General features: G+C 69.3%; 22 protein-coding genes. 10 read left to right on the top strand and 12 right to left on the bottom strand.

Going from position 1 to position 26,388, the window contains the following annotated elements; genetic code table 11:
* The first annotated feature begins 148 nt into the window (after positions 1-148).
* From OG266_RS15435 to OG266_RS15420, 4 genes are all read left to right on the top strand, one after another.
* Complete coding sequence (locus tag OG266_RS15435) at positions 149-922, top strand: isoprenyl transferase (protein ID WP_266454987.1); 774 nt, start codon at positions 149-151, stop codon at positions 920-922.
* Positions 923-1,275: 353 nt separating this feature from the next.
* Complete coding sequence (locus tag OG266_RS15430) at positions 1,276-2,601, top strand: PhoH family protein (protein ID WP_266454984.1); 1,326 nt, start codon at positions 1,276-1,278, stop codon at positions 2,599-2,601.
* Positions 2,602-3,018: 417 nt separating this feature from the next.
* Positions 3,019-3,735 carry a transglycosylase SLT domain-containing protein gene (locus OG266_RS15425; RefSeq protein WP_266454981.1) on the top strand — a complete coding sequence of 239 codons (717 nt, stop codon included), beginning with the start codon at positions 3,019-3,021 and terminating at the stop codon, positions 3,733-3,735.
* A 136-nt stretch (positions 3,736-3,871) separates the two neighbouring features.
* Complete coding sequence (locus OG266_RS15420; RefSeq protein WP_371546204.1) at positions 3,872-5,362, top strand: AI-2E family transporter; 1,491 nt, start codon at positions 3,872-3,874, stop codon at positions 5,360-5,362.
* 115 nt (positions 5,363-5,477) lie between these two features.
* On the opposite strand, the gene OG266_RS15415 is transcribed toward OG266_RS15420, so the two are convergent.
* From OG266_RS15415 to OG266_RS15395, 5 genes are all read right to left on the bottom strand, one after another.
* Complete coding sequence (locus tag OG266_RS15415) at positions 5,478-7,820, bottom strand: ABC transporter permease (protein ID WP_371546202.1); 2,343 nt, start codon at positions 7,818-7,820, stop codon at positions 5,478-5,480.
* Positions 7,817-8,506 carry an ABC transporter ATP-binding protein gene (locus tag OG266_RS15410; RefSeq protein WP_266463776.1) on the bottom strand — a complete coding sequence of 230 codons (690 nt, stop codon included), beginning with the start codon at positions 8,504-8,506 and terminating at the stop codon, positions 7,817-7,819. Before OG266_RS15410 ends, OG266_RS15415 begins: the two co-directional genes overlap by 4 nt.
* A gap of 23 nt (positions 8,507-8,529) precedes the next feature.
* A complete protein-coding gene (locus OG266_RS15405) occupies positions 8,530-9,057 on the bottom strand; it encodes a PadR family transcriptional regulator (protein WP_266454972.1) in 528 nt (175 codons plus the stop codon).
* 138 nt (positions 9,058-9,195) lie between these two features.
* On the bottom strand, positions 9,196-9,483 hold the full coding sequence (locus tag OG266_RS15400) for a hypothetical protein (protein WP_266454969.1): 288 nt from the start codon (positions 9,481-9,483) through the stop codon (positions 9,196-9,198).
* A complete protein-coding gene (locus OG266_RS15395; RefSeq protein WP_371552797.1) occupies positions 9,480-10,415 on the bottom strand; it encodes an SPFH domain-containing protein in 936 nt (311 codons plus the stop codon). The genes OG266_RS15400 and OG266_RS15395 overlap by 4 nt, the downstream gene beginning before the upstream one ends.
* A gap of 259 nt (positions 10,416-10,674) precedes the next feature.
* Between OG266_RS15395 and OG266_RS15390 the strand changes: the two genes are divergently transcribed.
* The gene (locus tag OG266_RS15390; protein WP_371546200.1) at positions 10,675-12,969 is read left to right on the top strand and encodes a transglycosylase domain-containing protein; all 2,295 of its coding nucleotides are present in this window, start codon (positions 10,675-10,677) and stop codon (positions 12,967-12,969) included.
* 61 nt (positions 12,970-13,030) lie between these two features.
* On the opposite strand, the gene OG266_RS15385 is transcribed toward OG266_RS15390, so the two are convergent.
* The 4 genes from OG266_RS15385 to OG266_RS15370 all read right to left on the bottom strand — a co-directional run bounded on the left by OG266_RS15385 (position 13,031) and on the right by OG266_RS15370 (position 19,374).
* Positions 13,031-14,494 (bottom strand): catalase, encoded by a 1,464-nt coding sequence (locus OG266_RS15385; RefSeq protein WP_371546198.1) that lies wholly within the window; start codon positions 14,492-14,494, stop codon positions 13,031-13,033.
* Positions 14,495-14,665: 171 nt separating this feature from the next.
* Positions 14,666-16,810 carry a SpoIIE family protein phosphatase gene (locus OG266_RS15380; RefSeq protein WP_266454960.1) on the bottom strand — a complete coding sequence of 715 codons (2,145 nt, stop codon included), beginning with the start codon at positions 16,808-16,810 and terminating at the stop codon, positions 14,666-14,668.
* 370 nt (positions 16,811-17,180) lie between these two features.
* Positions 17,181-17,873, bottom strand: a complete 693-nt coding sequence (locus tag OG266_RS15375; RefSeq protein WP_371546196.1) for a DUF402 domain-containing protein — start codon at positions 17,871-17,873, stop codon at positions 17,181-17,183.
* Between the two features lie 115 nt (positions 17,874-17,988).
* On the bottom strand, positions 17,989-19,374 hold the full coding sequence (locus OG266_RS15370; RefSeq protein WP_329545718.1) for a class II fumarate hydratase: 1,386 nt from the start codon (positions 19,372-19,374) through the stop codon (positions 17,989-17,991).
* 145 nt (positions 19,375-19,519) lie between these two features.
* Between OG266_RS15370 and OG266_RS15365 the strand changes: the two genes are divergently transcribed.
* Together OG266_RS15365 and OG266_RS15360 are read left to right on the top strand one after the other, a co-directional pair.
* Positions 19,520-20,035 (top strand): SigE family RNA polymerase sigma factor, encoded by a 516-nt coding sequence (locus OG266_RS15365; protein WP_326720891.1) that lies wholly within the window; start codon positions 19,520-19,522, stop codon positions 20,033-20,035.
* 65 nt (positions 20,036-20,100) lie between these two features.
* Complete coding sequence (locus tag OG266_RS15360; protein ID WP_371546193.1) at positions 20,101-20,538, top strand: PASTA domain-containing protein; 438 nt, start codon at positions 20,101-20,103, stop codon at positions 20,536-20,538.
* A gap of 64 nt (positions 20,539-20,602) precedes the next feature.
* Here OG266_RS15360 and OG266_RS15355 read toward each other — a convergent pair whose 3' ends face one another.
* The gene (locus OG266_RS15355; RefSeq protein WP_371546191.1) at positions 20,603-22,270 is read right to left on the bottom strand and encodes a fumarate hydratase; all 1,668 of its coding nucleotides are present in this window, start codon (positions 22,268-22,270) and stop codon (positions 20,603-20,605) included.
* A 201-nt stretch (positions 22,271-22,471) separates the two neighbouring features.
* Here OG266_RS15355 and OG266_RS15350 point away from each other — a divergent pair, with 201 nt between their 5' ends.
* On the top strand, positions 22,472-23,188 hold the full coding sequence (locus OG266_RS15350; protein ID WP_266454944.1) for a DUF1707 domain-containing protein: 717 nt from the start codon (positions 22,472-22,474) through the stop codon (positions 23,186-23,188).
* A gap of 208 nt (positions 23,189-23,396) precedes the next feature.
* A complete protein-coding gene (locus OG266_RS15345; protein ID WP_266454941.1) occupies positions 23,397-23,774 on the top strand; it encodes a WhiB family transcriptional regulator in 378 nt (125 codons plus the stop codon).
* A 195-nt stretch (positions 23,775-23,969) separates the two neighbouring features.
* On the opposite strand, the gene glpX is transcribed toward OG266_RS15345, so the two are convergent.
* Positions 23,970-25,001 (bottom strand): class II fructose-bisphosphatase, encoded by a 1,032-nt coding sequence (gene glpX / locus OG266_RS15340; protein WP_266454939.1) that lies wholly within the window; start codon positions 24,999-25,001, stop codon positions 23,970-23,972.
* A 126-nt stretch (positions 25,002-25,127) separates the two neighbouring features.
* Here glpX and OG266_RS15335 point away from each other — a divergent pair, with 126 nt between their 5' ends.
* Entirely contained in the window at positions 25,128-25,646 is a 519-nt protein-coding gene (locus tag OG266_RS15335) for a DUF4245 domain-containing protein (protein ID WP_371546188.1), read from the top strand.
* A 103-nt stretch (positions 25,647-25,749) separates the two neighbouring features.
* Here the strand turns inward: OG266_RS15335 and OG266_RS15330 are convergent, their stop codons facing one another.
* Positions 25,750-26,340, bottom strand: coding sequence for a malonic semialdehyde reductase (locus OG266_RS15330; protein WP_329545713.1), 591 nt, complete (start codon positions 26,338-26,340; stop codon positions 25,750-25,752).
* Positions 26,341-26,388: the final 48 nt, after the last annotated feature.

Raw genomic sequence — 26,388 nt, 5'->3', positions numbered from 1 at the left:
CGAAGCTACGTCAGCGCGCTGACAACTCACAGGAGCGCCCTGTGCTCCATCACAGGGGAGCCCTGTACCCCAAGGGAACACTGCCTTCCCACAGGGGTAGGGTGTCGGCCCTGGGGGATCGCCATCTGCACGGAGGGGCTGACAACACGTGAACCTGCGCGACAACCTGCGCCGTCTTCTGGTCAGGTTCTATGCACGCAGGGTGGAAGGCCACCTCGACCACGATCAGGTGCCCAAGCACATCGGCGTCATCATGGACGGCAACCGGCGCTGGGCGAAGGCGGCGGGCTCCACCGCCGCACACGGGCACCGGGCCGGAGCCGAGAAGATCGAGGAGTTCCTCGGCTGGTGCTCCGAGACCGATGTCGAGGTCGTCACCCTGTGGCTGCTGTCGACGGACAACTTCGACCGTCCCGCGGAGGAGCTCGTCCCGCTCCTCGGGATCATCGAGAACGTCGTCCGCACCCTCGCCGCCGACGGCCGCTGGCGCGTCCACCACGTGGGCACGCCCGATCTGCTGCCCGGGCATCTGCAGCACGCCCTCAAGGAGGCCGAGGAGTCCACCGCGCACGTCGACGGAATAGTCGTCAACGTCGCCATCGGCTACGGCGGCCGCCAGGAGATCGCCGACGCCGTGCGCTCGATGCTCCTCGACGCCGCCGACAAGGGCGCCTCCATCGAGGACATCGCCGAGTCCGTCGACATCGACCTCATCGGCAAGCACCTCTACACCAGCGACCAGCCCGACCCCGACCTCGTGATCCGTACGAGCGGCGAGCAGCGGCTGTCCGGATTCATGCTCTGGCAGACGGCCCACTCCGAGTACTACTTCTGCGAGGTCTTCTGGCCGGCCTTCCGCAAGGTCGACTTCCTGCGCGCCCTGCGTGACTACGCGGCGCGACACCGGCGTTACGGCGGCTGACACACCCCCTTGTGACGCCCGGACCTCGGCACGGGCGCGCTCCTTCGGCATGCCCGCCGACGGCACCCCGGGGACACACGTCATCTGGAGTTAACGAACGCGTGGTCATATGCCCTGGCATGGCAGTGCGTGTTCGAGGGCATAAGCCATGCAGGTCGATGCCCGAACCACGGGCGTCGGATCTCAGCGGACGGCACGGGGCCGTCCGCCCGGGAGGCCCTTTGCACCAGCCCGACCGTGCGGTCAGTACGGACGAAGCGGAGGGCCGGTTTTCGGCCCGCGCATCGGCGCCGCAGACCGGTCCAGATCTCCTTCGTCGCTCCCCGACCTCATCCGAGGGGGTACGTCCTTCCGTGGTGACCAGCACAAAGCGCCGTATGCCAGACCGGCGCACCTATGTTCTCGACACCAGCGTCCTGCTGGCCGACCCGAACGCCCTGAACCGCTTCGACGAGCATGAAGTCGTGCTTCCGATCGTCGTGGTCACGGAGTTGGAGGCCAAGAGGCACCATCCCGAACTCGGCTACTTCGCCAGGCAGGCCCTGCGTCTGCTCGACGAGTTCCGAGTGCGGTTCGGCCGCCTCGACGCCCCTCTCCCGATCGGGGATCTCGGCGGAACGCTACGCGTCGAGCTCAATCACTCGGACCCCAGTGTGCTGCCCAGCGGCTACCGCCTGGGGGACAACGACTCCCGCATCCTCGCGGTCGCCCGCAATCTGCAGGCCGAGGGGTACGACGTCACGGTCGTGTCGAAAGACCTGCCGCTCAGGATCAAGGCATCCTCCGTCGGACTCCTCGCCGAGGAGTACCGCGCGGAGCTCGCCATCACGGGCAACTCCGGCTGGACCGGAATGTCCGAACTGACCCTGGCGGGCGAGCAGGTGGACATCCTCTTCGACGAGGGCCACGCGTACGTCCCCGAGGCGGCCGATCTGCCGGTCCACACGGGCTTGACGATCCAGTCGGAGCGCGGCAAGGCACTGGGGCGCGTCACGTCCGAGGGCAACGTCCGGCTCGTACGCGGCGATCGCGAGGCCTTCGGCATCAAGGGGAGGAGCGCGGAGCAGCGGATCGCCCTCGACCTTCTCCTCGACCCGGACATCGGGATCGTGTCGATGGGCGGCCGGGCCGGCACCGGCAAGTCCGCGCTCGCGCTCTGCGCGGGTCTGGAGGCCGTCCTGGAGCGGCGCCAGCACCAGAAGGTGATGGTCTTCCGGCCGCTGTACGCGGTGGGCGGGCAGGAGCTCGGCTATCTGCCCGGCTCCGAGTCGGAGAAGATGAGCCCGTGGGCGCAGGCGGTCTTCGACACCCTGTCGGCCGTCACTTCGCGCGAGGTCATCGAAGAGGTCACCGCACGCGGCATGCTGGAGGTCCTGCCGCTCACCCACATCCGCGGCCGCTCCCTGCACGACGCGTTCGTGATCGTGGACGAGGCGCAGTCACTGGAACGGAATGTGCTGCTGACCGTTCTGTCGCGAATCGGCGCCAATTCACGGGTCGTTCTGACCCATGACGTGGCACAACGGGACAATCTGCGAGTCGGCCGGTACGACGGCGTGGTTGCCGTCGTCGAGAAACTGAAGGGGCATCCACTCTTCGCGCACGTGACTCTGAACCGGTCCGAGAGGTCCCAGATCGCGGCACTAGTGACCGAAATGCTGGAGGACGGGCAGATCTGAACCATCTGAACCACCCTGACCCATTCCGTCAATGGGTGGCGGATGCACGGTAGTTGGCGCCGTCCGGCGAAGGCGAAGAGCCTAGCCGGGCGGCGTCTTGGTGCGTGCTTGTTTCCGGAAAACTCCTGAGGCAAACGGGGTGTGAGCTTTCACACGCAACTCAGAATTGCCTCCCGGCGTCGGGTTACGGCAGAGTCTCACTCCTGTCAGGCCCCGCATACGACACACCTGTACCCCCAGCGGTACGGCACAACAGGAACCTCAGAACTCCATAGAGCCGTCGTATGCCGCCCGCGCACCACGCGGCGCTCCCCGCAAGGGAGTTGCCCACCGGGCCCGTGCCTCCCGTGACCCCGCAGTTGGGAGGCCAGCGTCAAAGGGGCACGATTGCGTCCGCGAGGGTCACCTAAGCGGGCGATGCTGGAAGGAAACCGTGTGAGCCGGATTTCGGTCCGGGGATTCGCAGTGGCTTCGGCCACCGCGGTCACCGCTGTCGGAAGCGTCGTCGGAGTTGCCTCGGGCAGCACCGCTGTTCCCTCGAACGACGCCGAGGCGACGGCAAGCGACGCGACTCTCCTCGCGGACATACCCGCGGGCCAGCAGGCCCAGGTACAGACCGCATCCCTGACGCAGCAGGCCACCGCTCAGGCCATCCAGGCCGACGCGAGCGCCAAGAAGGACGCGGAAGAGGCTGCCCGTAAGCAGGCCGCCGACGACGCCGTCGCGAAGCAGAAGGCCGCGGAGAAGGCCGAGCAGGACGCCAAGGAGCGCAAGGAAGCCGAGGAAGCGGCCAGCCGCGACGCGACTCGCGACGCCAGCAGCTTCACCGTGCAGTCCTCCTACACCATCGCGCAGATCCAGGCCATGGCGCAGTCCATGGTGCCGAGTGGTCAGTACCAGTGCTTCAGCAACATCGTGGACCACGAGTCCAGCTGGAACTACCAGGCGGTCAACGCCTCCTCCGGTGCCTACGGTCTCTTCCAGGCCCTGCCCGGTTCCAAGATGTCGTCCGTCGGTTCCGACTGGCAGACCAACCCGGCCACCCAGATCAAGTGGGGCCTCAACTACATGAACGACCGCTACGGCAGCCCCTGTGATGCCTGGTCGTTCTGGCAGGCCAACAACTGGTACTGAGGCAGCGCTCAGCACGCCGGACGCTCAACCTTTCGGAGCCCCTCCCCGTCCTACGGGGAGGGGCTTCGGCCATGTACGGTCGGATCCGACGACTCCGGGGGGAGTGGTGGAGCGCAACGGGGGAAGAGGACGGATCATGTCGCGGGTACCGGATTGGCTCGGCCGGATCGGTGCCGGACTGACCGAGTTGGGCAAGCGGTTGGACGAGCGGCGGGCCGAGGTGGAGCGGGAGTCGCAGTCCGGGCCCGACGAACCGCCGGCGCGGCACCCCGCTCGGGCAGGCGGCGCGTCCTCGGCGGACGCCCCGTCCTCGCCGGAAGACGCGGCCCCGGGAGAGGCCAAGGCCTCAGGGGACGCACAGCCGCCGTCGGGCACGCCCGGCTCCCAGGACGCGGCAGTGGTCTCCGACCTCGCCGGCGCCCCTGCCGACCCCGCCTCGCCTCCCGCTCCTGTTCCCGCCCCCGCCCCCGCTGCTCCCGCACACGTGACCGCGGTGGCGGCACGCCCCGACCCCGCCGTGGCGGTGCCCTGGGGTGTACGGGTCGCGGCCGAGGCCGGCTGGCGGCTGCTCGTACTCGCGGGCACCCTCTGGGTGTTGATGCGGGTCATCAGCTCCGTACAACTCGTGGTGTTCGCCTTCGTGGCCGCGCTGCTCATCACCGCGATACTGCAACCCACCGTGGCCCGGCTGACTCGCTACGGGGTGCCGCGCGGGCTGGCCACCGCGCTCACCGCGATCCTCGGCTTCGTCGTCATCGGGCTGATCGGCTGGTTCGTGGTCTGGCAGGTCCAGGAGAACATCGACAACCTCTCCGACCAGATCCAGGACGGCGTCGACGAGTTGCGGAACTGGCTCCTCAACAGCCCGTTCCATGTGACCGACAAGCAGATCAACGAGATCGCCAAGAACCTGCGCGACGCGATCGGCACGAACACGGACCAGATCACGTCGGCGGGCCTAGAAGGCGTGACGGTCATCGTCGAGGCCCTCACCGGCATCCTCCTGACGATGTTCTCGACGCTGTTCCTGCTCTACGACGGCAAGAAGATCTGGCAGTGGACGCTCAAGCTGGTTCCGGCGGCCGCCCGTCCGGGTGTCGCGGGGGCGGGCCCGCGGGCCTGGCGCACGCTGACGGCGTACGTCCGCGGCACGGTGGTGGTGGCGTTGATCGACGCGATCTTCATCGGCCTCGGCATCTACTTCCTCGACGTCCCGATGGCCGTACCGCTCGCCGTCTTCATCTTCCTGGGCGCCTTCATCCCCCTCGTGGGTGCGGTGATCTCGGGAGCGCTGGCGGTGGTGGTCGCCCTGGTGACGCAGGGCCCCTTCACGGCGGTCATGGTGCTGGTCGTGGTCCTCGCCGTGCAGCAGATCGAGGGGCACATCCTGCAGCCGTTCATTCTGGGCCGGGCCGTACGGGTGCATCCGCTGGCCGTCGTCCTGTCGGTCGCCGCGGGTGGCATGGTCGCCGGGATCGGCGGCGCGGTGGTGGCCGTCCCACTGGTGGCCGTCACCAACACGGTGGTGGGCTACCTGCGTTCGTACAGCTCCGAGGAGCCCGGGGGAGCCACGGCGGTGGATGTGGCTCTGGCCCAGAACGCGCTCCAGGAACACCGCAGACGGTGAGGTAACCGGCCTGCTTGCGGGAGCGGCGCGCGGGGCCGAGCACGAGGAAGGCCGCAGCGCTCCGGGAAGCGCTGCGGCCAATTCCCGTACGGGTTCTCCCAGCCGTCCGTCGGTCCTACTCGGTACGCAGCCCGTCCGGCCGCATCAGCCGCAGCAGCGGCGGCAGGCTGAGCAGCGTCACCACGACCACGACCGCCGCACCGATGCCGGTCATCTGCAGCATGCTCGCCCAGTCCACCCGTACCGGGGTGCTCGCCATCTTCAGCAGGACCGAGCCCAGGGTCAGGCCCACCGTCGAGGCCAGGAGCAGGCCGAGGGAGATCGGGATCGCGGTCTGCCAGAGCACCGACAGGCTCAGTGTGCGGCGCCGGGTGCCGAAGGCGACCAGGGCCGACAGGAGCTTCTTCCGTTCGCGCAGCTGCTCGAGCTGGGAGACCAGCAGGCTCGCGCCGATCAGGAAGAGGACGCAGGTGGCGCCGACGAACAGGCCGGTGCGGATGGAGGTGTAGCGCTCGGACCGCTCGCTGGACGTCCACAGGAAGGGGTCCGCGAACGGGCTGATGCCCGCGGCCGTGTTCCGTACGTACTCGTGCACGTCCGGCACCGACTCGTCGAGGCTGAGGTAGAGCTGCCCGTCGACGGTCGGCGTGGCCTTCGCCGGCAGAGCGCTCGGAGTGATCAGGAAGCCACCGCGATACTGGCCGGTCGGGTCCTGGCTCGCCTTGGCCTGCTTCAGGCCCTTCGGCACGGTCCAGGCGATCTCCCGGCTCCGGGGGGAGTCGCTGTAGGACGGGTCCATGTAGAGCGTCTGGCCGGGCTTGGCCAGCTCCTCGGTGTCGGTGTCGTAGTCGACGCCGGTGACAGCGAATACGTCGCCGTCACGGCACGAGGGCAGGGTCGCCACCTCGCGCAGGGCGGCGCAGTCGCCGACGGTGAACCCGTTGGAGTGCTCGGGGTCCGTCCTGCTGTCGCCGAGGTAGCCCTCGGAGAGCGCCAGGACATGGCGTACGCCCTTGGTCCGCTCGAGCTTCTCGGCGGCCGGAGCGAGCGGGGTGCCGCTCGGCAGCGGCACCTGCATCTGTGCCCGTGTGAGGTCGTTCTGCGACACCGTGGTGAAGTCGTCCTCGACGCCGGCGAACAGCATCTGCAGGGCGATCGCCCCGGCCACCGCCACCGCGATGCCGTTGACCATGCGGGCCGCCGTTCCGCTGCTCAACTGGAGCCTGCGGACGGCCAGTTGCCAGGCGACCGGGCCGGAGCCGAGCCGGGCGACGACGGCCTCGACGACCCAGGGCAGCAGTGCGGTGATGCCGACGAGCAGCAGGATGACGCCGCCGATCACCAGGTACTGGTTGAAGTCCCCGTTCTCCCGGCCCTGCCCGATCATCGGGTAGAGCATCGCGAGCCCGCCAAGGGGCAGCAGCAGCCGCCACCACAGCCGGCGCCGTGCCGGCCGGGCCGAGCGCACCACACCGAGCGGCTCGATGACGACGCCGCGCAGCGCGAGCAGGGTGACCAGCACCGCCGCCGCCGGAACCGCGAGGGCGACCAGCGCGGCCAGCCCCGGCGAGGGGTTCATGTAACTGGGGAACACGCTGACGTCGAGAACCTCGACGGAGCCCGCGATCTCGCGGCCGATCAGGAAGAAGACCGTGCCGAAACCGAGCCCGACCACGGCACCCGCGAGCGCCTCACCGGCGGCGATCCGCCGGGTCATCCGGCTGTCGGAGCCGACCAGGCGCAGCGCCGCGAGCCTGCGGTCGCGCCGCTCGCCGCCGAACCGTACGGCCGCGGCGATGAAGACGCCGACCGGCGTAAGCAGCACCACGAACATGACGACGACCAGCAGGATCAGTACGGGATCCATCGGCTCGGACGACGGCAGCGGATCCCCGAACTTGTCGATGCGGACCACCTTGCCGCCGTTGACCTTCGGTGCCAGTCCCTCGCCGCCCGCGTAGAAGGCGAGTTCGGCCGAGCCGATGAGACCGGGCTCGCCGATGGTGCCGACGGTGCGGTACGGCAGCCGCTCGCGCAGCAGCTTCCCGCTGTCCGACTTCAGCAGCTCGTCCAGCGCGGGGGAGACCACCATCTCGCCTGGCGCCGGGAACTTGTCCACTCCCGGCGGCAGCGGGGCCCGGGGTCCCTCGGGCTCCAACTGCCGTCCCCGGACGTCCTTCTCGCGATAGGTGGTGCCGACGTTCGCGACGATCAGCGTGTTGTCGGCCTTCGCCACCTGATTGTCGCTGTACGTGATGTCCGTACGCGCGGTCTCGCGGTCGTGCCGGGCGGTCAACGCGCTCGGGATCGCGGCGGTGAGCAGCAGCAGTGCCACCCCGAGCCCGACGCCGACGGCCGTCAGCAGGACCCTGACCCAGCCCTCGCGTCCGCCGGTGAAGGCGAACCTGGCGCCCATGGCCAGGTCTCTGGCCCACTGGCGGACCCCCCGCGCCTTCATACGATCCGCTCCATGTCCCGGGACTTTCCATCGCGTACGACGATCTCGCGGTCGGAGTACGCGGCCACCCGCGCCTCGTGCGTGACGAGCACGACGGCCGCGTTGGTGGACCGGGCGGCCTCCGTGAGCAGGTCCATCACGCGCTCGCCGTTGAGCGAGTCGAGCGCGCCGGTCGGCTCGTCGGCGAACAGCACACGCGGGTCGGTGACCAGCGAACGCGCCACCGCCACGCGCTGCCCCTGGCCGCCGGAGACCTCGCCGGGCCGCTTGCCCTTGAGGTCGTCGACCTCCAGCTGCTCCATCCGCGCCAGCGCGGTGCGCTCGGCCTCCTTGCGGCTCGTGCCGTTGAGGCGCAGCGGCAGGGCGACGTTCTCGACGCAGGTCAACTCGGGTACGAGCTGCCCGAACTGGAAGACGAACCCGAACTCGGTACGCCGCAGGGCACTGCGCTGCGTGTCGTTCATCGTCGCCATCTCGCGGCCGTTGTACGTGATCGAGCCCGAGTCGGGCGTCACGATTCCGGCGAGACAGTGCAGCAGCGTGGACTTGCCGGAGCCGGAGGGTCCCATCACCGCGACGACCTCGCCGGGGTGTATGGAGAACTCGGCGCCGTCCAGTGCGGTCGTCGGTCCGTATGTCTTGCGAAGTTCCGACGCGGTCAGCAGGGAACCGGGAGGAGGAGTCATCGGGGTCCTCGGGGTCATGGTGGTCATCGGGTTGTCACCGCCTCGGCGAGTTGGCCGAGGCGGGCGGCGGTGAGCTCCAGCCACCGCAGATCGGCCTCGAGGTGGAAGAGGGCGTGGTCGCAGATCAGTTGGTCCGCGAGATCGCCCTTGCGCTTGCGGTCGGTCAGCATGCGCATCATGCGCAGGTGCTCCGAGCGCTGGGTGTCGAGGAGCTCGCTCGCGTCGCGGTGGGTCAGCAGGGCGAGGACGATCTTCGTGTAGAGGGTCGACTGCAGATAGGGCTCGGGCTTCTCGGGGGTCGCGAGCCACTGCTGTACGTCGGTGATCCCCGCCTCGGTGATCGCGTACCGCTTGCGCTCGGGACCGCCGCCCGCCTCTATCCCGTCGACCTCCACGAGACCGTTCTTCAGGAGGCGCGACATCGTCGAGTAGACCTGGCCGTAGTGCAGCGGCCGGTCGTGACCGAACTTTTCGTCGAAGGCCCGCTTCAGGTCGTAACCGTGCCGGGGCCCGGACTCGAGGAGTCCTAGGAGCGTGTGACCGATGGACATGGCGAGGACAATACACAGCACGTATACATGGTGTGTATACGTGCCGTGTATAGATCGGGATGGGGAGGTCAAGACCGCAGGTCAGGGGGCATTGTCACGGTTCTGTCACCGGTCTTTTCGCGCCCCCTGCCGGGGCGGCTAATCCTCGGAGTCGTCCGAGGCGGGCGGCCGCCCCCGCCGCGGGATCGGCCCGGTCCCGCCCGGCAGCCGGCCCGCCTCAGCCAGTGCCCTGCGCAGCAGGAACTCGATCTGGGCGTTGGCGGAGCGCAGCTCGTCCCCGGCCCAGCGGGCCAGTGCGTCGTGGACGAGCGGGTCCAGCCGCAGCAGCATCTGCTTGCGCTGCTGCTGCGGCCGTCGTCCGGGAGCGGAGCCCTTGGCGGGAGTCCCGCCGGGACCTGCCGCGGAGGGATCGGAAGGAACCGTCACTGGTAGAGGGACCCCGTGTTCAGGACGGGCTGCGGCGCACGATCCCCGCAGAGCACCACCATCAGGTTCGACACCATCGCCGCCTTCCGCTCGGAGTCCAGCTCCACGATGTCGCGCTCGGTGATCCGGGCGATCGCCGCCTCGACCATGCCGACCGCGCCGTCCACGATCTGCCGCCGTGCGGCGACGACCGCCCCCGCCTGCTGCCGTTGGAGCATCGCCGACGCGATCTCGGGAGCGTACGCGAGATGCGTGAAGCGCGACTCGATGATCCGCACTCCGGCGGCGGCCACGCGCGCGTGCAGCTCGACGGCCAGCTTCTCGGTGATCTCCTCGGCGTTGCCGCGCAGCGACAGTCCGCCCTCGTCGTGGGCGTCGTACGGGTACTCGATGGCGATGTGCCGCAGGGCCGCCTCGGTCTGGGTGGCGACGAACTCCAGGAAGTCGTCCACCTCGAAGGTGGCCTGCGCGGTGTCCTGGACGTTCCACACCACGACGGCGGCGAGTTCGATGGGGTTGCCGTACGCGTCGTTGACCTTGAGGACGGGGGTCTCGTGGTTGCGTACGCGCGTCGAGATCTTGGTCCTCGAGGTCAGCGGATTCACCCAGCGCAGCCCGTCCTGCCGGATCGTCCCCCGGTACCTCCCGAAGAGCTGGACGACGCGGGCCTCGCCCGGTGCCACGGTGTTCAGCCCGCACATGGCGGTGAACGACGCGATGGCGACCACGATGCCGCCGATGATGAGCGCGGCCTTGGGGCCGGTCGCGTCGACCGTCGTCGCGGTCGCGATCATGCCCGCGCCGAGCAGTAGCCCGACCAGGCCGAGCAGCAGCGCGAGCCCGCCTCCGATGCTGCGCGCGGCGAACTCCCGTACGCGTGGGGCGGGCATTTCGGGTACGTCGGCGATGGGTGTGGAGTCGTGCGCGGACATGAGCGTCCCCCCGTGGTCGTGGTTGCAGTGCGGCATAGCTTGAATCTAGCTAAGTGATATCACTTTACCCCGCTCGGCAACCTTCCACCCCTCTCGATCGTCGGTTCCATTGGGGCTGGAGTGTGTCGCGTGCTGATTCTCACGTCCGTAAAAGACGGGATCGGCCGCCCTTTGTCATATCGCGCGGTGTTAGTTTGCTGAGCTGACCTGAGCGATGAACCTGTGTGCCACACGAGAGTGAAGCGGAGCGGATCGACCCATGGGACGAGCGGACGAGAGACGAGCGCGGCAGGCGCAGGGCCACCGCCGCGCGGCGCCCAAGCGCTCGGCCAAAGGCAAGGCCGGCCGCCGCAGTGGCATACGCCGGTTCGTGAACTGGAAGACGCTCCTCGGTACGTTCCTCGGCTTCTGCCTGCTCGGCATGGGCGCCTTCATCGTGCTCTACATGATCGTCGACGTGCCCAAGGGCAACGCGGCCGCGCAGCAGCAGAGCAACGTCTACCAGTACAGCGACGGCTCGTCCCTCGCCCGCACCGGTGAGGTCAACCGCGAGGTCGTGGACCTGGCCGAGGTGCCCAAGGGCGTCCAGAAGACCTTCGTCGCCGCCGAGAACAAGACCTTCTACACGGACTCGGGAATCGACTTCAAGGGCACCGCCCGCGGTCTGTTCAACACCCTGTCGGGCAAGGGCCTGCAGGGTGGCTCGACGATCACCCAGCAGTACGTCAAGAACTTCTACCTCACGCAGGACCAGACCGTCACGCGCAAGCTGAAGGAAATGGTCATCTCGCTGAAGGTCGACCGCCAGACGTCCAAGGACGACATCCTCGCCGGTTACATCAACACCGCCTACTACGGCCGCACCGCGTACGGCATCCAGGCCGCGGCGCAGGCGTACTACCGCGTCGACGCGAGCGATCTCAGCGTCGAGCAGGGCGCGTACCTCGCCTCGCTCCTCCAGGCGCCGAGCCAGTACGACTGGGCGACCGCCACGGACACCGGCAAGGCCCTGGTCAAGGACCGCTGGAACTACACCCTGGACAACATGGTCGAGCAGGGCTGGCTGGACTCCGCCAAGCGCCAGGACATGAAGTTCCCGGTGCCCAAGGACCCGCAGGGCGCGCCCGGCATGGAGGGCCAGACCGGCTATCTGGTGAACGAGGCCGACAACACTCTGGCCAAGCAGCTCGTCACCCAGGGCGCGGCCGCCGACCTCGACGAGGCCAAGGCCCTGGTCGACGCGGGCGGCTGGACCATCAAGCTCAACATCGACAAGAAGAAGCAGGCGGCGCTGGAGAAGTCCGTCAAGGACAAGCTGACCAGCAACCTGGACGCCAAGGAGCGGGACGTCGACGCGGACGTCCAGGCCGGTGCCGCCTCCGTCGACCCGAAGACCGGCAAGGTCCTCGCGATGTACGGCGGCACGGACTACTTCAAGCACTACATCAACAACGCGACCCGCGCCGACTACCAGCCGGCGTCCACCTTCAAGCCGCTGATCCTCGCGGCGGCCCTGGAGCAGAGCGCCGAGACGCAGGACAAGAAGCCGATCACGGCGAGCACGGTCTACGACGGCACGAGCGGCCGCAAGGTCGAGGGCAGCGACATCGCCTTCGCCCCGCCGAACGAGGACGACCAGGACTACGGCGACGTCACCGTCCAGACCGCGATGAACAAGTCCATCAACTCCGTCTTCGCGCAGATGGGCGTCGACGTCGGGATGGACAACGTGCTGAAGGTCGCGGGTGACCTCGGTATGGACACCAAGGGCGTGCAGGCGGTGCCCGCGCAGACCCTCGGCACCATGGGCGCGAGCCCGCTGGAGATGGCGGGCATCTACGCCACCCTCGACAACCACGGCAAGAAGGTCACCCCGGCCGTCGTGGCGTCGGCGGAGCACAAGGACCGCAACGTCGAATTCCCCGACCCGATCGGCGACCAGGTCATCAGCGAGGAAGCCGCCGACACCGTCACCTCCGTACTGACCGGTGTGGTCGACGACGGTACGGCCCGGAAGTCGGTGGCCCAGGCGCCCGACCGCAAGGGTCAGCAGGTCGCAGGCAAGACGGGTACGTCCGACGACAACAAGTCGGCCTGGTTCACCGGCTACACGCCGAACCTGGTCACCTCGGTCGGCCTGTTCGGCGAGGGCGCGGTCGGTACCAAGGAAGCGGGCAAGCAGGTGACCCTGAAGGGCGCCGCGGGCGGTGGCCGTGTCAACGGCGGTGGCTTCCCGGCCCAGATCTGGGCGGACTTCACGTTCGGCGCGATGGGCAAGGTCACCAAGTTCGACCTGGACACCACGCAGGGCGCGGCGGTGGCGCCCACCGCGTCGCCCTCCATCACGCAGTCGCCGTCCACGACCCCCTCGTCGACGCCGACCACCGAGAAGCCGACGACCAAGCCGCCGACGAGCAGTAGCGCGCCCCCGACCCCGTCGGACGAGCCCACGACGAGTGCGCCGGCGACGACCGAGCCGGCGACCACGCCCACGGCGACGTCGAGCGACGACGAAGGGCTCCCGGAGGATCCGTTGGATCCGGACAGTCAGTAGGTGGACGAGAGGGGGGGCGCCCGGTGAACCACCGGGCGCCCCCCTCTCGCGTACCGCGTACTCAGCCTCCGTTGACCTCGTTGGCGATCCGGTCGCCGATCTCCTTGTCGATGTTGCGCCAGTACTGGAGCGCGCGGTCGAGGACCGGGCCCGACACGCCGGCCTGCAGATGACCGCTGACGTTGGACACCAGCCGGTCGCGGGCCGCGTCGTCAAGGACCTGGCGGACCATCGTGCCCGCCTGGCCCCAGTCGTCGTCCTCGCGGTGCAGCTTGGTCGCCTCGCGCACCAGCTCGCCGGCGGTCTGCCAGCTCGCGGGGTCACCGAAGCTCCCGTAGTCGGCCGCGGGTCCGCCGTAGGAGTTGGGCGCGTACGGGCGGGCGGCGTTCGACGGCTCGTAGCGCATCGGGCCGTCCTTGGCGTACGAGTTGAGCGCGGAGCGCGGCCGGTTGGGCGGCAGCTGGGCATAGTTGGGGCCGATCCGGTACCGGTGGGTGTCCGGGTACGAGAACAGCCGGCCGAGCAGCATCTTGTCCGGCGAGGGGCCGATGCCGGGCACCAGGTTCGAGGGCTCGAAGGCGGCCTGCTCGATGTGGACGAAGTAGTCCTCGGGGTTCTTGTCGAGGGTCATCCGGCCGACGTCGATCAGCGGGTAGTCCCCGTGCGGCCAGACCTTGGTCAGGTCGAAGGGGTTGAAGCGGTAGTCCGCGGCGTCCTCGAACGGCATGATCTGGACCTTCAGGCTCCAGCTCGGCGCGTTGCCGGACTCGATCGACTCGTACAGGTCCCGGCGGTGCAGGTCCCCGTCCTTACCGGCCAGCTCGTCGGCCTCGGCCTGGGTGAGGAAGTCGATGCCCTGGTCGGTCTTGAAGTGGTACTTCACCCAGAACCGCTCACCGGCACCGTTGATCCACATATAGGTGTGGGAGCTGTAGCCGTTCATGTGGCGGTACGTCTTCGGGATGCCCCGGTCGCCCATCAGCCAGGTCACCTGGTGTGCCGACTCGGGGGACAGGGTCCAGAAGTCCCACTGCATGTCGTTGCTGCGCAGCCCGGTGGCCGGGTGACGTTTCTGCGAGCGGATGAAGTCCTGGAACTTGATCGTGTCACGGACGAAGAAGACCGGGGTGTTGTTGCCCACGAGGTCGTAATTGCCGTGTTCCGTATAGAACTTGAGCGCGAAGCCGCGAGGGTCGCGCCAGGTGTCGGGCGAGCCCTGCTCACCGGCCACGGTGGAGAACCGGGCCAGCATGTCGGTGCGCCTGCCCGGCTGGAAGAGGTCGGCCTTGGTGAACTGGCTGATGTCATTGGTCACTTCGAAGAATCCGTACGCGCCACTGCCCTTGGCGTGCACCACCCGCTCGGGAACCCGCTCCCGGTTGAACTGGGCCATCTTCTCGATGAGGTAGTGGTCCTGGAGCAGGATCGGACCGTCGGGACCGACGGTGAGCGAGTGTTCGTCGCTCTCCACCGGAATTCCTGCGTTGTTCGTGGTGTACGGAACCTTCTGGGGTGCCTGCGTCACGAGCGTCCTCCCGTCAAAGAAAGAGGGTCGTCAGGTCGCTTCGTCCACCCCAGCAGTCAACTCCGCCGACGGGATGTCGGCAACATTTGGACGGGGTCCAATCCCAGTCCGGGTCCGACTGGCTGCTTTCGGTTCCGGCCGGCCGCTGAGGGGATCCCGCGCGGGTACCCCTCAGCTCCGGTTCAGCTCGAACCAGACGACCTTTCCGGTGCTCAGCCGGGTGGCGCCCCACCGTCTGGCCAGTTTGTTGACCAGGTAGAGCCCGCGTCCGTCCTCGTCCGTGGCGCGCGCCTGCCGCAGCCGCGGCAGCTGCGGCACGTCGTCGCCCACCTCGCAGCGCAGTACGTCCGTACGCAGCAGCCGCAGCGTCACCGGCCGCGTCGCATAGCGCACGGCATTGGTCACGACCTCGCTGACGAGCAGCTCCACGGAGTCGGTCATGTCCTCCAGACCCCACCGGGACAGCGCCCGCCGGGCGAGCTTGCGGGCCCGCCCCGGGGCCGCGTCCTCCGGCTCCAGGTACCAGTACGCGACATCGCTCGGCGCGATCCCGTCGAAGCGGGCGGCGAGCAGCGCGATGTCGTCGTCCCGGTCGCCCGGACCGAGCATGTCGAGCACGTCGTCGCAGAGCGCTTCCAGCGGCGGCGGATGGTCGGGCCCGGTCAGCTGCGCGGTCGCGGCGAGCCGCTCCCGCAGCTGCTCTATCCCGGTCCATACGTCCCTGAGGCGCGACTCGACCAGGCCGTCGGTGTACAGCAGCAGCGTCGCCCCGGCGGGCGCGTCCAGCTCGACCGCCTCGAAGTCCACCCCGCCCACACCGATCGGGGCGCCCGGCGGCACCCGCAGCACCTCGGCCCGCCCGCCCAGGTGCAGCAGGACCGGCGGCGGATGGCCCGCGTTGGCGATGGTGATCCGGTGCGAGACCGGGTCGTAGACCGCGTACAGGCAGGTCGCCATCCGGTCGGTGCCCAGGCGCTGCGCCTGCTCGTCGAGGTGGTGCAGCACCTCCTGCGGCGGCAGATCGAGCCCGGCGAGGGTCTGTGCGGTGGTCCGCAGCTGGCCCATGATGGCGGCCGAGGTCATGGAGTGGCCCATGACGTCACCGACGACGAGCGCGACGCGGCTGCCCGGCAGCGGGATCGCGTCGTACCAGTCGCCGCCGACCCGCGCGGTCTCGGCGGCCGGAAGATAGCGGGACGCCAGCCGCACACCCGTGGGCCGCGGCAGCGTCTCGGGCAGCATCGTGCGCTGCAGCTCGTCGGCGATGTACGCCTCACGCCCGTACAGCACCGCCTTGTCGATGCCGAGCGCGGTGTGCGTGGCGAGCTGCGCGGCGACCAGCAGATCGTCGGCCTCGAAGGCGAGCCGCTCCGGACGGCGCAGGAACAGCGCCGCGCCGATCACCCGGCGGCGGCCGCGCAGCGGGGCCAGGATCCCGCGCTGCCCGCACGGCACGACCAGCTCGTCGCCGAGCAGCTCGGGCAGCGCGGCCCGGGCCGCGGGCGCGTCCGCGAAGACGGGCCGTACACCGCGCAGCACCTCGGCGAGGGCGCCGCCGGGGCGCACCTCGCACAGCTCGGCGCTGACCGGCTGCAGCAGTTCGACGGGCTCCGGCGGCTGGAGCGCGGGCGAGAAGCCGTTCTCGGTGTCCCGCTCCGGGGGGATCCGGTCGGTGCGCCGCAGCCGCAGCACGAGGGGCCCGGTGGGCCGCTCGTCGCCGACGGGCAGCGGGTCGCGCAGATAGACCAGGATCGCGTCCGAGAAGGTCGGCACGGTCGCCCGGCACAGACCCATCACGATCTCGTCGAGGTCGATGCCGCGGGCGATCCGCCGGGTCGCGGCGCCCACGAAGCGCAGCCGGTCACCGTCCCGCCGCATCGGCATCGGGCCACCCGGCGGCAGCCCCTGTCCGGTGCGTCGCTCCTTGCTGCCGGAATCACCCGAGGACCGCTCCTGATCGGGGCCCTGCTGGACCGGGATGCTCTCGGGAGCGGGGCGCGGACGGTGCGGATCGGACTCGGTGGCCGAGGGCTGGGAGTGCTCGGGACCCGGGCCGGGGCCCGGGGAGGCCGACGACGGCGCGTCGGTGCCGGCGGACGCCTGGCCGCCGGACGGGCCGTTCTTGCCGCAGGGCACGGTCGTACCGGATCCGCTCGGGGCGTCTCCCGCGCGTGCCTGTACCGGTAACCCGCCGGCTCCCGGGGTCTGCAACGGCTGCTCCGGGGTACGCAGGAGCCCCCCGCGGGGGTCCGCGGGGGCGGGTGACCGGCCGGCGCCGGGCTTGCGGCGCTCGTGCGAGGTGGGGTGCTCCGTCACGCGTGTCGAATCCATCCGTCCGGGGCTGCACGCCCTGCGCGCAGTTCGTCCCGCAGCCCCGATACCCGGAATGTGTGCCCCAGGAACGGAATCTGCGCTTCGTCAGGACCGGGCCGGTCCGTTACCGGCCGGAGCGCCGTTGCGGCTCCGCCCGTCGCCGGCCCGAACGCCGTCGTGCCCCGGTCCGGCCGGTGCGGCCCGTACGGCCGTCTGCAGGCCGTACCGCCGTGGCCCTCGTACCCCTCGCTCACGTCCTGCCGCCCCTCGGTGACGTATGGTCAAGCCCGCCCCATACTGCGGGAGTTGTTGCTGCCGTGCGCCCTTGCGGAAGACGATCCTACGGTTGTACCACGGGGGCGCATCAAGGGTCTCATGAGGACACATGCGCGGGCGTACGGTCCCAGTCATCGGGGAGGGCGGGAACCGGCCATGCCGGATCCGGGCGCCAGCGCGGCCAGCCGTCCCGGAACGGCGCGCCCCAGGCACGGATCACGTCCACCGCCGACCACCCCGCTTCCCTTACCTTTGCCGCCAGTTGAGCGTCCATGAGACCGGCCCGCTGAGCCTGCGCGAACTCGTCCTCGTCCAGCCAGCGCCAACTCCGGTCCGGGTGGACGGAGATGTCCAGGAAGTGATCCTCGGAGTCGACTCCGCCCTCCCAACGGGCAAGCGGAGCCTCAAGGTTCACGTACCAGTTCTTGAAACGCCACCCCGGCTCCCAGAAAAGCCACACGGACCAGGGATCGCCGGGCCGCGCCAGCTTGAGCACCCCCGTGCCGAACCAGCGGTCAAGGCGCACGGTACGCGGCTTCGTGTAGCGGGACTCGAGCGGTTCTCCGTGCAGGGGCGTGCCGTCGGCGAGCACCGGCCGCACGCACTCCGTGCCGGGCGCCATCCACACCGCGAGAAGCTCGGCGTCGTCCTGTACGACGGTCACCGGGCGGCAGATGTGGAAGCGCGCGCCGGCGTTCTCCCGGTACCGCCACAGGATCTGACTCCCGGGGGCCCAGTGCGCCGTCGAACCGCCCGCTTCCACTTCTCTCACCGCTCCACCGTCTGTCATGACCAGATATTAGGTGCCCAGGGCATACGACGCTGCGGCGAGCGTCACGGTTCTCCCCAACCGGCACATGACGTAACGGAGGTGTCATCAGGCGTTTTTCGGAGGCTCTGCGCCGTTACGGACGCGTCATCCGCAGGACATCCAAGGCCTGGTCCAGCTGCTCGACCGTCAGATCGCCCCGCTCCACGTACCCCGACTCCAGGACGACCTGGCGAATCGTCTTCCGTTCCGCGAGCGCCTTCTTGGCGACCTTGGCGGCCTCCTCGTACCCGATGTACTTGTTCAGCGGCGTGACGACGGACGGTGACGACTCGGCGTACTCCCGGGCCCGTTCGCGGTGCGCGACGATCCCGTCGACGGTCCGGTCGGCGAGCAGCCGTGACACGTTGGTGAGCAGCCGGATCGACTCCAGTACGTTCCTGGCGATCACCGGGAGCATGACGTTGAGCTCGAAGTTGCCCGCCGCGCCCGCCGTCGCCACGGTCGCGTCGTTCCCGACGACCTGTGCGGCGACCATCAGCACGGCCTCCGGGATCACCGGGTTGACCTTGCCGGGCATGATCGAGGAGCCGGGCTGGAGGTCGGGGAGGCTGATCTCGGAGAGGCCCGTGCGCGGCCCCGAGGCCATCCACCGCAGGTCGTTGGCGATCTTCGTGAGGCCCACGGCGATGGTCCGAAGCTGCCCGCTGGTCTCGACGATCCCGTCCCGCGCGCCCTGCGCCTCGAAGTGGTCGCGCGCCTCGGTCAGCGGCAGCCCGGTGGTGCGGGCGACCTCCTCGATGACGGCGGCGGAGAAACCGGGGGGTGTGTTGATGCCGGTGCCGACGGCGGTGCCGCCCAGCGGCAGCTCGGCGAGCCGGGGGAGGGAGGCGTTCAGCCGCTCGACGCCGTACCGCACCTGGGCGGCGTACCCGCCGAACTCCTGGCCCAGCGTGACGGGCGTGGCGTCCATGAGGTGCGTCCGCCCCGACTTCACGACGTCGGCGAACTCCTCGGACTTGCGCTCCAGGGCCGCCGTCAGATGCTCCAGGGCGGGGATCAGGTCGCGGGTGACGGCGGCGGTGGCCGCGATGTGGATGGACGAGGGGAAGACGTCGTTGGAGGACTGGGAGGCGTTGACGTGGTCGTTGGGGTGCACGTCCCGGCCAAGCCGCTCGGTGGCGAGGGTGGCGATGACCTCGTTGGTGTTCATGTTGGACGAGGTCCCGGACCCGGTCTGGAACACATCGACGGGGAAGTGCTCGTCCCACCGCCCCTCCGCGACCTCGCCCGCCGCCTCCTGGATCGCCTCGGCGATGTCCTTGTCGAGCACACCGAGACGCGCGTTCACCCGGGCCGCGGCGCCCTTGATCCGGGCGAGCGCCTCGATGTGGGCGCGCTCGATGCGCTGGCCGGAGATCGGGAAGTTCTCCACGGCCCGCTGCGTCTGGGCCCGCCACTTGGCGTCCGCCGGGACGCGTACCTCGCCCATGGAGTCGTGCTCGATGCGGTATTCGCTCATGCCCGTATAGCGATCGGGACGGTGGGGATGTTCCGGGCGCTCGGCCACCCGGGTGCCGCTCTTGTGTGACCCAGGTCTCACGGCGGCCGTGCAGCAGACGAAGGGGTGTTCGCGTCGAGGAGGGGTGACAGGAAGGGGGAAGAGTGTGGAGACGGACTTCGACGGTTTCGTCGCCGCCCGGTCGGCCGCGCTGTTCCGGGGCGCACTCGTCCTGACGGGCAACCGGGACGCGGCCGAGGACCTGGTCCAGGAGACCCTGGAGCGGGCCTGCCGCAAGTGGCGCACGGTCTCCGCCAAGGACGCCCCGGACGCCTATGTGCGGCGGATCATGGTGAACCTGGCCAACGACCGCTGGCGCCGCTTCCGCCGCACGGTTCCGCAGGCGGACGGCCCCGACCGGGCCGCCCCCGGCGACGAGTACGGACAGGTCGACAGCAGGGACCAGTTGGTGCGCGCGCTGCAGCAACTGCCCATGCGGATGCGGACGGTCGTGGTGCTGCGGTACTTCCACGACCTCTCCGACGCCGAGATCGCGGCCGACCTGGACATCTCGCCGAGCACGGTGCGCTCCCAGCTCGCCCGGGGGATCGAGAAGCTCAGAAGCCAGTTCCCCGCACTCTCCGCCCCAACGCCGCGACAGCACACGGAAGGAATCCGATGACCTCGTACGGCGACGCACGGCCTTCCGGCTGTTCACCATTCGCCTCACCATTCGAAGAGGAACTGATGAACGCCATGAACCAGTACGCCAACTCCGCCGAGTCGCCCGACTTCGACGCGCCCCAGATCCTGCGCCGCACCCGGCGCAGGCGGACCGTCGGCATCGCCGCCGTCGCCGCCGCTCTCATCGCGGCGGGCGGCGGGACGGCCCTGGCCACCTCGGTCGCGGGCGGCGACGCGAAGCCGGCGGCGAGCCCCACGGCCGCCGGCAGCGACGCCACCACCATGCTCTACGGCACCGATCCGACCATCCCGATCGACTTCGCCGGCTGGAGCCTGGAGGGGGCCAAGTCGTACCTCGTGAAGACCCAGACGAAGCTCGGCACCGTCACCAAGAAGTCCGTCAAGGGCTGCAAGCCGGGCTCGGTGATCGGTGTGTCCCCGCACGCCCCGAAGATCGTCAACAACGGCGACACGGTCAGCTTCACCATCTGCGCCGGCTGATCAGGCACTGAACCGAAACGACGCCCGCCCCTGCACCAATCAGGGGCGGGCGTCCGTCACAGGATCACACCAGACCCGGCCCCCGCACCGGAATCGACGTGAACGTCGGCGCCGGTGCCGGATCCTGGAAGAAGTCGTTGCCCTTGTCGTCGACCACGACGAACGCCGGGAAGTCCTCCACCTCGATCTTCCAGACGGCCTCCATGCCGAGCTCCTCGTACTCGACGACCTCGACCTTCTTGATGCAGTCCTGGGCGAGCCGGGCCGCCGGGCCGCCGATCGATCCGAGGTAGAAACCGCCGTGCGCGTCACACGCGTTGGTGACCTGCGCGGACCGGTTGCCCTTGGCGAGCATCACCTTGGAACCGCCCGCCGCCTGGAACTGCTCGACGTAGGAGTCCATACGGCCGGCCGTCGTCGGACCGAAGGAACCGGACGCGTACCCCTCGGGGGTCTTGGCGGGCCCTGCGTAGTACACCGGGTGGTCCTTCAGGTACTGCGGCATCTCCTCGCCCGCGTCCAGCCGCTCCTTGATCTTGGCGTGCGCGATGTCGCGCGCCACGACGAGCGGGCCGGAGAGGGAGAGCCGGGTCTTCACCGGGTACTTCGTCAGCTCGGCGAGGATGTCGTCCATCGGCTGGTTGAGGTCGATCCTGACCACGTCGGAGGCCTCGTCGAGGTGCTCGTCGGTCGTCTCCGGCAGGAAGCGCGCCGGGTCCGTCTCCAGCTGCTCCAGGAAGACGCCCTCGGCGGTGATCTTCGCGACCGCCTGCCGGTCGGCCGAGCAGGACACGGCGATGGCGACGGGGCAGGACGCGCCGTGGCGGGGGAGGCGGACCACGCGTACGTCGTGGCAGAAGTACTTGCCCCCGAACTGCGCCCCGATCCCGATCCGCTGCGTCAGCTCGAAGACCTTCTCCTCCAGGTCCTTGTCCCGGAAGCCGTGCCCGAGCTCGGAACCCTCGGCCGGAATCTCGTCCAGGTAGTGCGCGGACGCGTACTTCGCGGTCTTCAGGGCGTACTCCGCGCTCGTACCGCCGACCACGATCGCCAGGTGGTACGGCGGGCACGCGGCCGTGCCCAGCGAACGGATCTTCTCCTCCAGGAACTTCATCATGGAGGCCTCGTTCAGAACGGCCTTCGTCTCCTGGTAGAGGAACGACTTGTTCGCCGAGCCGCCGCCCTTGGCCATGAACAGGAACTTGTACGCGCCGCCGTCCGTCGCGTACAGCTCGATCTGCGCCGGGAGGTTCGAGCCGGTGTTCTTCTCCTCCCACATGGTGAGCGGAGCCATCTGCGAGTAGCGCAGGTTCAGGTTCAGGTACGCGTCGTAGATGCCGCGGCTCAGGGCCGACTCGTCGCCGCCCTCGGTGAGCACGTTCTGCCCGCGCTTGCCCATGACGATCGCCGTGCCGGTGTCCTGGCACATGGGGAGGACGCCGGCGGCCGCGATGTTCGCGTTCTTCAGGAGGTCGAGCGCGACGAACTTGTCGTTGCTCGACGCCTCCGGGTCGTCGATGATCCGCCGCAGCTGCGCCAGGTGAGCGGGCCGCAGATAGTGCTGGATGTCGTGGATGGCCTCTTCGGCGAGCTTGCGCAGCGCCTCCGGCTCGACCTTGAGGAACGTCCGCCCGTCGGCGTCGAAGGTGGAAACACCCTCGGAGGTCACCAGCCGGTACGGAGTGGTGTCCTCTCCCTGGGGGAGCAGATCGGTGTACGCGAACTCAGGCATCTCGCCCATTCCTCACTCGACAGACAGCGGCATGCCTCCATTGGCAGCGTCCACCAGCGTAGAACCTGGCACGGACAGCGGGCTTGTGAGGTAAGGCTCAGTTCGGGTTCCGGACGGATGGCCGAGTGGCAGACCGGACGGTTTTCCACAGCTCGCGAGAAGGGGTAGTCGCGATCTATCGCGTTTGGGTACGCTGTTGCCGTGGACCTTCAGAAGCGCCCCGACCCGACAGTCCCCGCGCCGCCGGAGCGGACCGAGCTCCGTGCCTCGGACGCCGACCGTGACCGGATCACCGACATCCTGCGTGATGCCCTCGCGGAGGGGCGCCTCACCGCCGAGGAGCACTCCGAGCGCGTGGAAGGGGTGCTGGCCACGAAGACCGTGGGCGAGCTCGACCAGTTCGTACGGGACCTGCCCGCGGCCCACGGGCCCCGCGCGACCCCCGCGTACACGATCGCTCCCAACCGCCCCACCGCGGGCGCCATCCCGCTGGAGGCCGATCACCACGTGGTGGCGGTCTTCAGCGCCGCCGTCCGCAAGGGCCGCTGGCGCGCGGGCCGCCGCATCCACGCGTACTCGGTCTTCGGCAGCATCGAGATAGACCTCACCGAGGCGATCTTCGAGTACCAGCAGGTCGTGATCAAGGCGGTCTCGGTCTTCGGCAACGTGGAGATCCGCGTTCCGGAGAACGTGTCACTGCGGGGCAGCGGCGCCGGTGTGCTCGGCAACTTCGAGGTGGACACGCTGGATTCGGGTGATCCCGACGCACCCGTGATCTATGTGGACGGCCTCGCCGTACTGGGCAACGTCGAGGCGAAGCCCAAGCGGGGCAAGCTGATCGCGGACATCCTCGAACGCGTGACGGACCGGGTGTCGGACAAGCTGGACAAGAGTTTGCGCAAGCACCTGGACCGTTGACACATGTGAATTCGACGGCTCCCGCGGCGAATTGGTCCAGCCCCGTGAGCGCGGTACGAGGTCGGTCGCCGACGAGAATTCCCGGGTTCGGAACACAGTGCATAGGCGCGCGCACAGCGGGTAGGCCTTGCTGCATCGTCTCTTGGAGGGCGCTGCGGACTTCCCGCGGCGCTCAGCACGCTCGCGAAGCCGTCGTCAGGAGTAGACCGTGCTGCAACCGCCGCATCAGTCCCTGCAGGTAGCTGCCGTTCCGGCCCAGCGGGCGCCAGTGCGGGACAGGGATCAGGAAGCCCCGTGGCACACGGAGGCCGTGTGCCGACGGGACGAGGCAGGCCTGTTCTTCGCACCCTCCAAGGAACCCACCGCCGCCCGCCTCTCCCGTGAGGAGGCGGCGAAGCGGGTCTGCGCGCGCTGCCCGGTCATGGTCGAGTGCCGCGAACACGCACTCCTGCAACCCGAGCCCTACGGCGTCTGGGGCGGCCTCACCGCCGCCGAACGCCGAGTGGTCCTGGCCCGCCGCCGCCGCCGCGACCTCGAACTCAAGAAGGCCACACGCCCGACGGGGTCGATAGCGGCGGCCGGCTGACCGGCACACGCGAGAAAGGGGCGCCCCTCCGCACAAGGGGCGCCCCTTGGTCTTTTGATCTTTAGGGGCGCGGGGAACTGCGCGACCAGCCACGACGCACCCGCAGGTACGAACGAGCCGCAGTCACCCGGCGTCCACGCGGACTCGGGGTCGGCACTGACCCAGGCCCGCAGTGAACCGGCGAAACCAGCGGAGCTACTTCGCTCGGTCGAAGTCGATCGCGCTGTACGCCCGCAGCTTGCTCAGCCGGTGCTCCGACGTGATCCGCCGAACCGTCCCGGACTTGGACCGCATGACGATCGACTCGGTCGTAGCGGTCTCGGCGCGGTACCGAACCCCTCGCAGCAGCTCGCCGTCCGTGATGCCGGTGGCGACGAAGAAGACGTTCTCGCCGGAGACCAGGTCGTCCGTGTACAGGACACGGTCGAGGTCGTGGCCCGCGTCCAGCGCGCGCTGCTTCTCGTCGTCGTCCTTGGGCCACAACTTGCCCTGGATGGTGCCGCCCAGGCACTTCACGGCGCAGGCCGAGATGATGCCCTCGGGCGTGCCGCCGATGCCGAGGAGCAGGTCGATGCCGGTGCCCTCGCGCAGGGCCAGGATCGAGCCCGCGACGTCGCCGTCGGAGATCAGCTTGATCCGGGCGCCGGTCTCGCGGATCTCCTTGATGATCCCGTCGTGGCGGGGCCGGTCGAGGATGCAGACGGTGACGTCCTCGGGGGAGGACTTCTTGGCCTTGGCGACCCGGCGGATGTTCACCGACACGGGCGCGTTGATGTCGACGAAGTCGGCGGCCTCCGGGCCGGTGACCAGCTTGTCCATGTAGAAGACCGCGGACGGGTCGAACATGGTGCCCCGGTCGGCGGCGGCGAGCACGGCGATCGCGTTCGTCATGCCCTTCGCGGTGAGGGTGGTCCCGTCGATCGGGTCGACGGCGATGTCGACCTCGGCGCCGGTCCCGTCACCCACGCGCTCCCCGTTGAAGAGCATCGGGGCCTCGTCCTTCTCGCCCTCACCGATGACGACGACGCCGTTCATCGAGACGGTGGAGACGAGGGTCCGCATGGCACGCACGGCGGCACCGTCGGCGCCGAGCTTGTCGCCGCGGCCGACCCAGCGGCCCGCGGCCATCGCGGCTGCTTCGGTGACCCTGACGAGTTCCAGGGCGAGATTTCGGTCGGGGGCCTCGGCGGGGACCTCGAGTTCGGACGGCAGATGATGCTCGGTCATCGAGACGCACCTTTCTGATACGACGACGGCCGGATGAGGGTGTGCCCCCGACTCTATCGTTAGGCCGACAGAATGAGCAGGGGACCCCACGGATGAGCAGGCCAGGGCACCTGCGACGATAGGGACGTGGCAGGTACGAAAGGCAAGCAGTCGGTCCGGGACATGATCCTCTCCCTGGGCGTCATCGCGCTGGTGGCAGGCGTCATCTACGTGTTCATCCCGCACGACGACTCCGAACCCGAGCTCAAGCGTGTCGACTACCGCGTCGAGCTGCTCACGGCCCGCCGTGCGGCGAGCTATCCCGTGGCGGCGCCCGAGGGGCTGCCCACGGAGTGGAAGGCGACGTCGGTGCGTTACGACGGCTCGGAGTTCGACGCCTGGCACCTGGGCTTCCACGACCCCGACGGCCAGTACGTGGCGGTCGAGCAGTCCACCGAGAAGCCGGCCGCGTTCATCGACACGGCCAGCCAGGGCGCCGAGGAGACGAAGGCCACCCAGCGCATCGGGGACCAGACGTGGCAGCGGTACGAGGGTGCGAAGTACGACGCCCTCGTGCTCAAGGGCGAGGGCTCCACGACGGTCGTGACCGGGACGGCGTCGTTCGGACAGCTGACGAAGATGGCGCAGGCCCTGAAGACGGCGTAAGCGCCCCCGCGTGCAGGAAGGTGACGTACGCCCCCGCGTGCAGGTAGGAGAAGGGCCCCGGCGATATCGCCGGGGCCCTTCTCCGCAACTGGCTACAACCGCGTCAGACGGTCGTGATGACCCGCTCGCTCTCCAGGCGCGGCCCACGCGGGAACCACGCGTCCTCGCCCGGCCGGCCGATGTTGACGATCATCAGCGGGGTGTGGTCGTCGTCCAGGAACTCCTTCTGGACACCGGCGGCGTCGAAGCCGCCCATCGGGCCCGCGGCCAGGCCGGCGGCGCGGACGCCGATGATGAAGTACGCGGACTGGAGGGCGGCGTTCAGGGTGGCCGACTGCTCACGGGCCTCGCGCGAGCCGTCGAAGAGGCCCTTGGCGCCGGGGAAGTGCGGGAAGAGCTGCGGAAGCTCCTCGTGGAACTCGTTGTCGGCGGAGAGGATCGCGACCAGCGGGGCGGCGGCCGTCTTCGGCTGGTTGCCCTCGGCCATGTGCGCGACGAGGCGCTCACGGGCTTCGGCGGAGCGGACCAGGGTGATCCGCAGCGGCGACTGGTTCATGGCGGTCGGACCGTACTTGACCAGGTCGTAGATCGCCTGCACCTGCTCCTCGGTCACCGGCTCGTCGGTGAAGGTGTTCGCGGTGCGGGCCTCACGGAACAGCAGGTCCTGGGCAGCGGAGTCAAGAACGAGAGACATGGTTGAACCTTCTCGAGGGTGTGCGTCGGATCCGGGGGGATCGGCTGG

The sequence above is a fragment of the Streptomyces sp. NBC_00554 genome, from assembly GCF_041431135.1.
GTDB lineage: Bacteria > Actinomycetota > Actinomycetes > Streptomycetales > Streptomycetaceae > Streptomyces.
The sequence above is the reverse complement of the archived record's forward strand: the minus strand, read 5'-3'. Positions and strand labels throughout refer to the sequence as shown.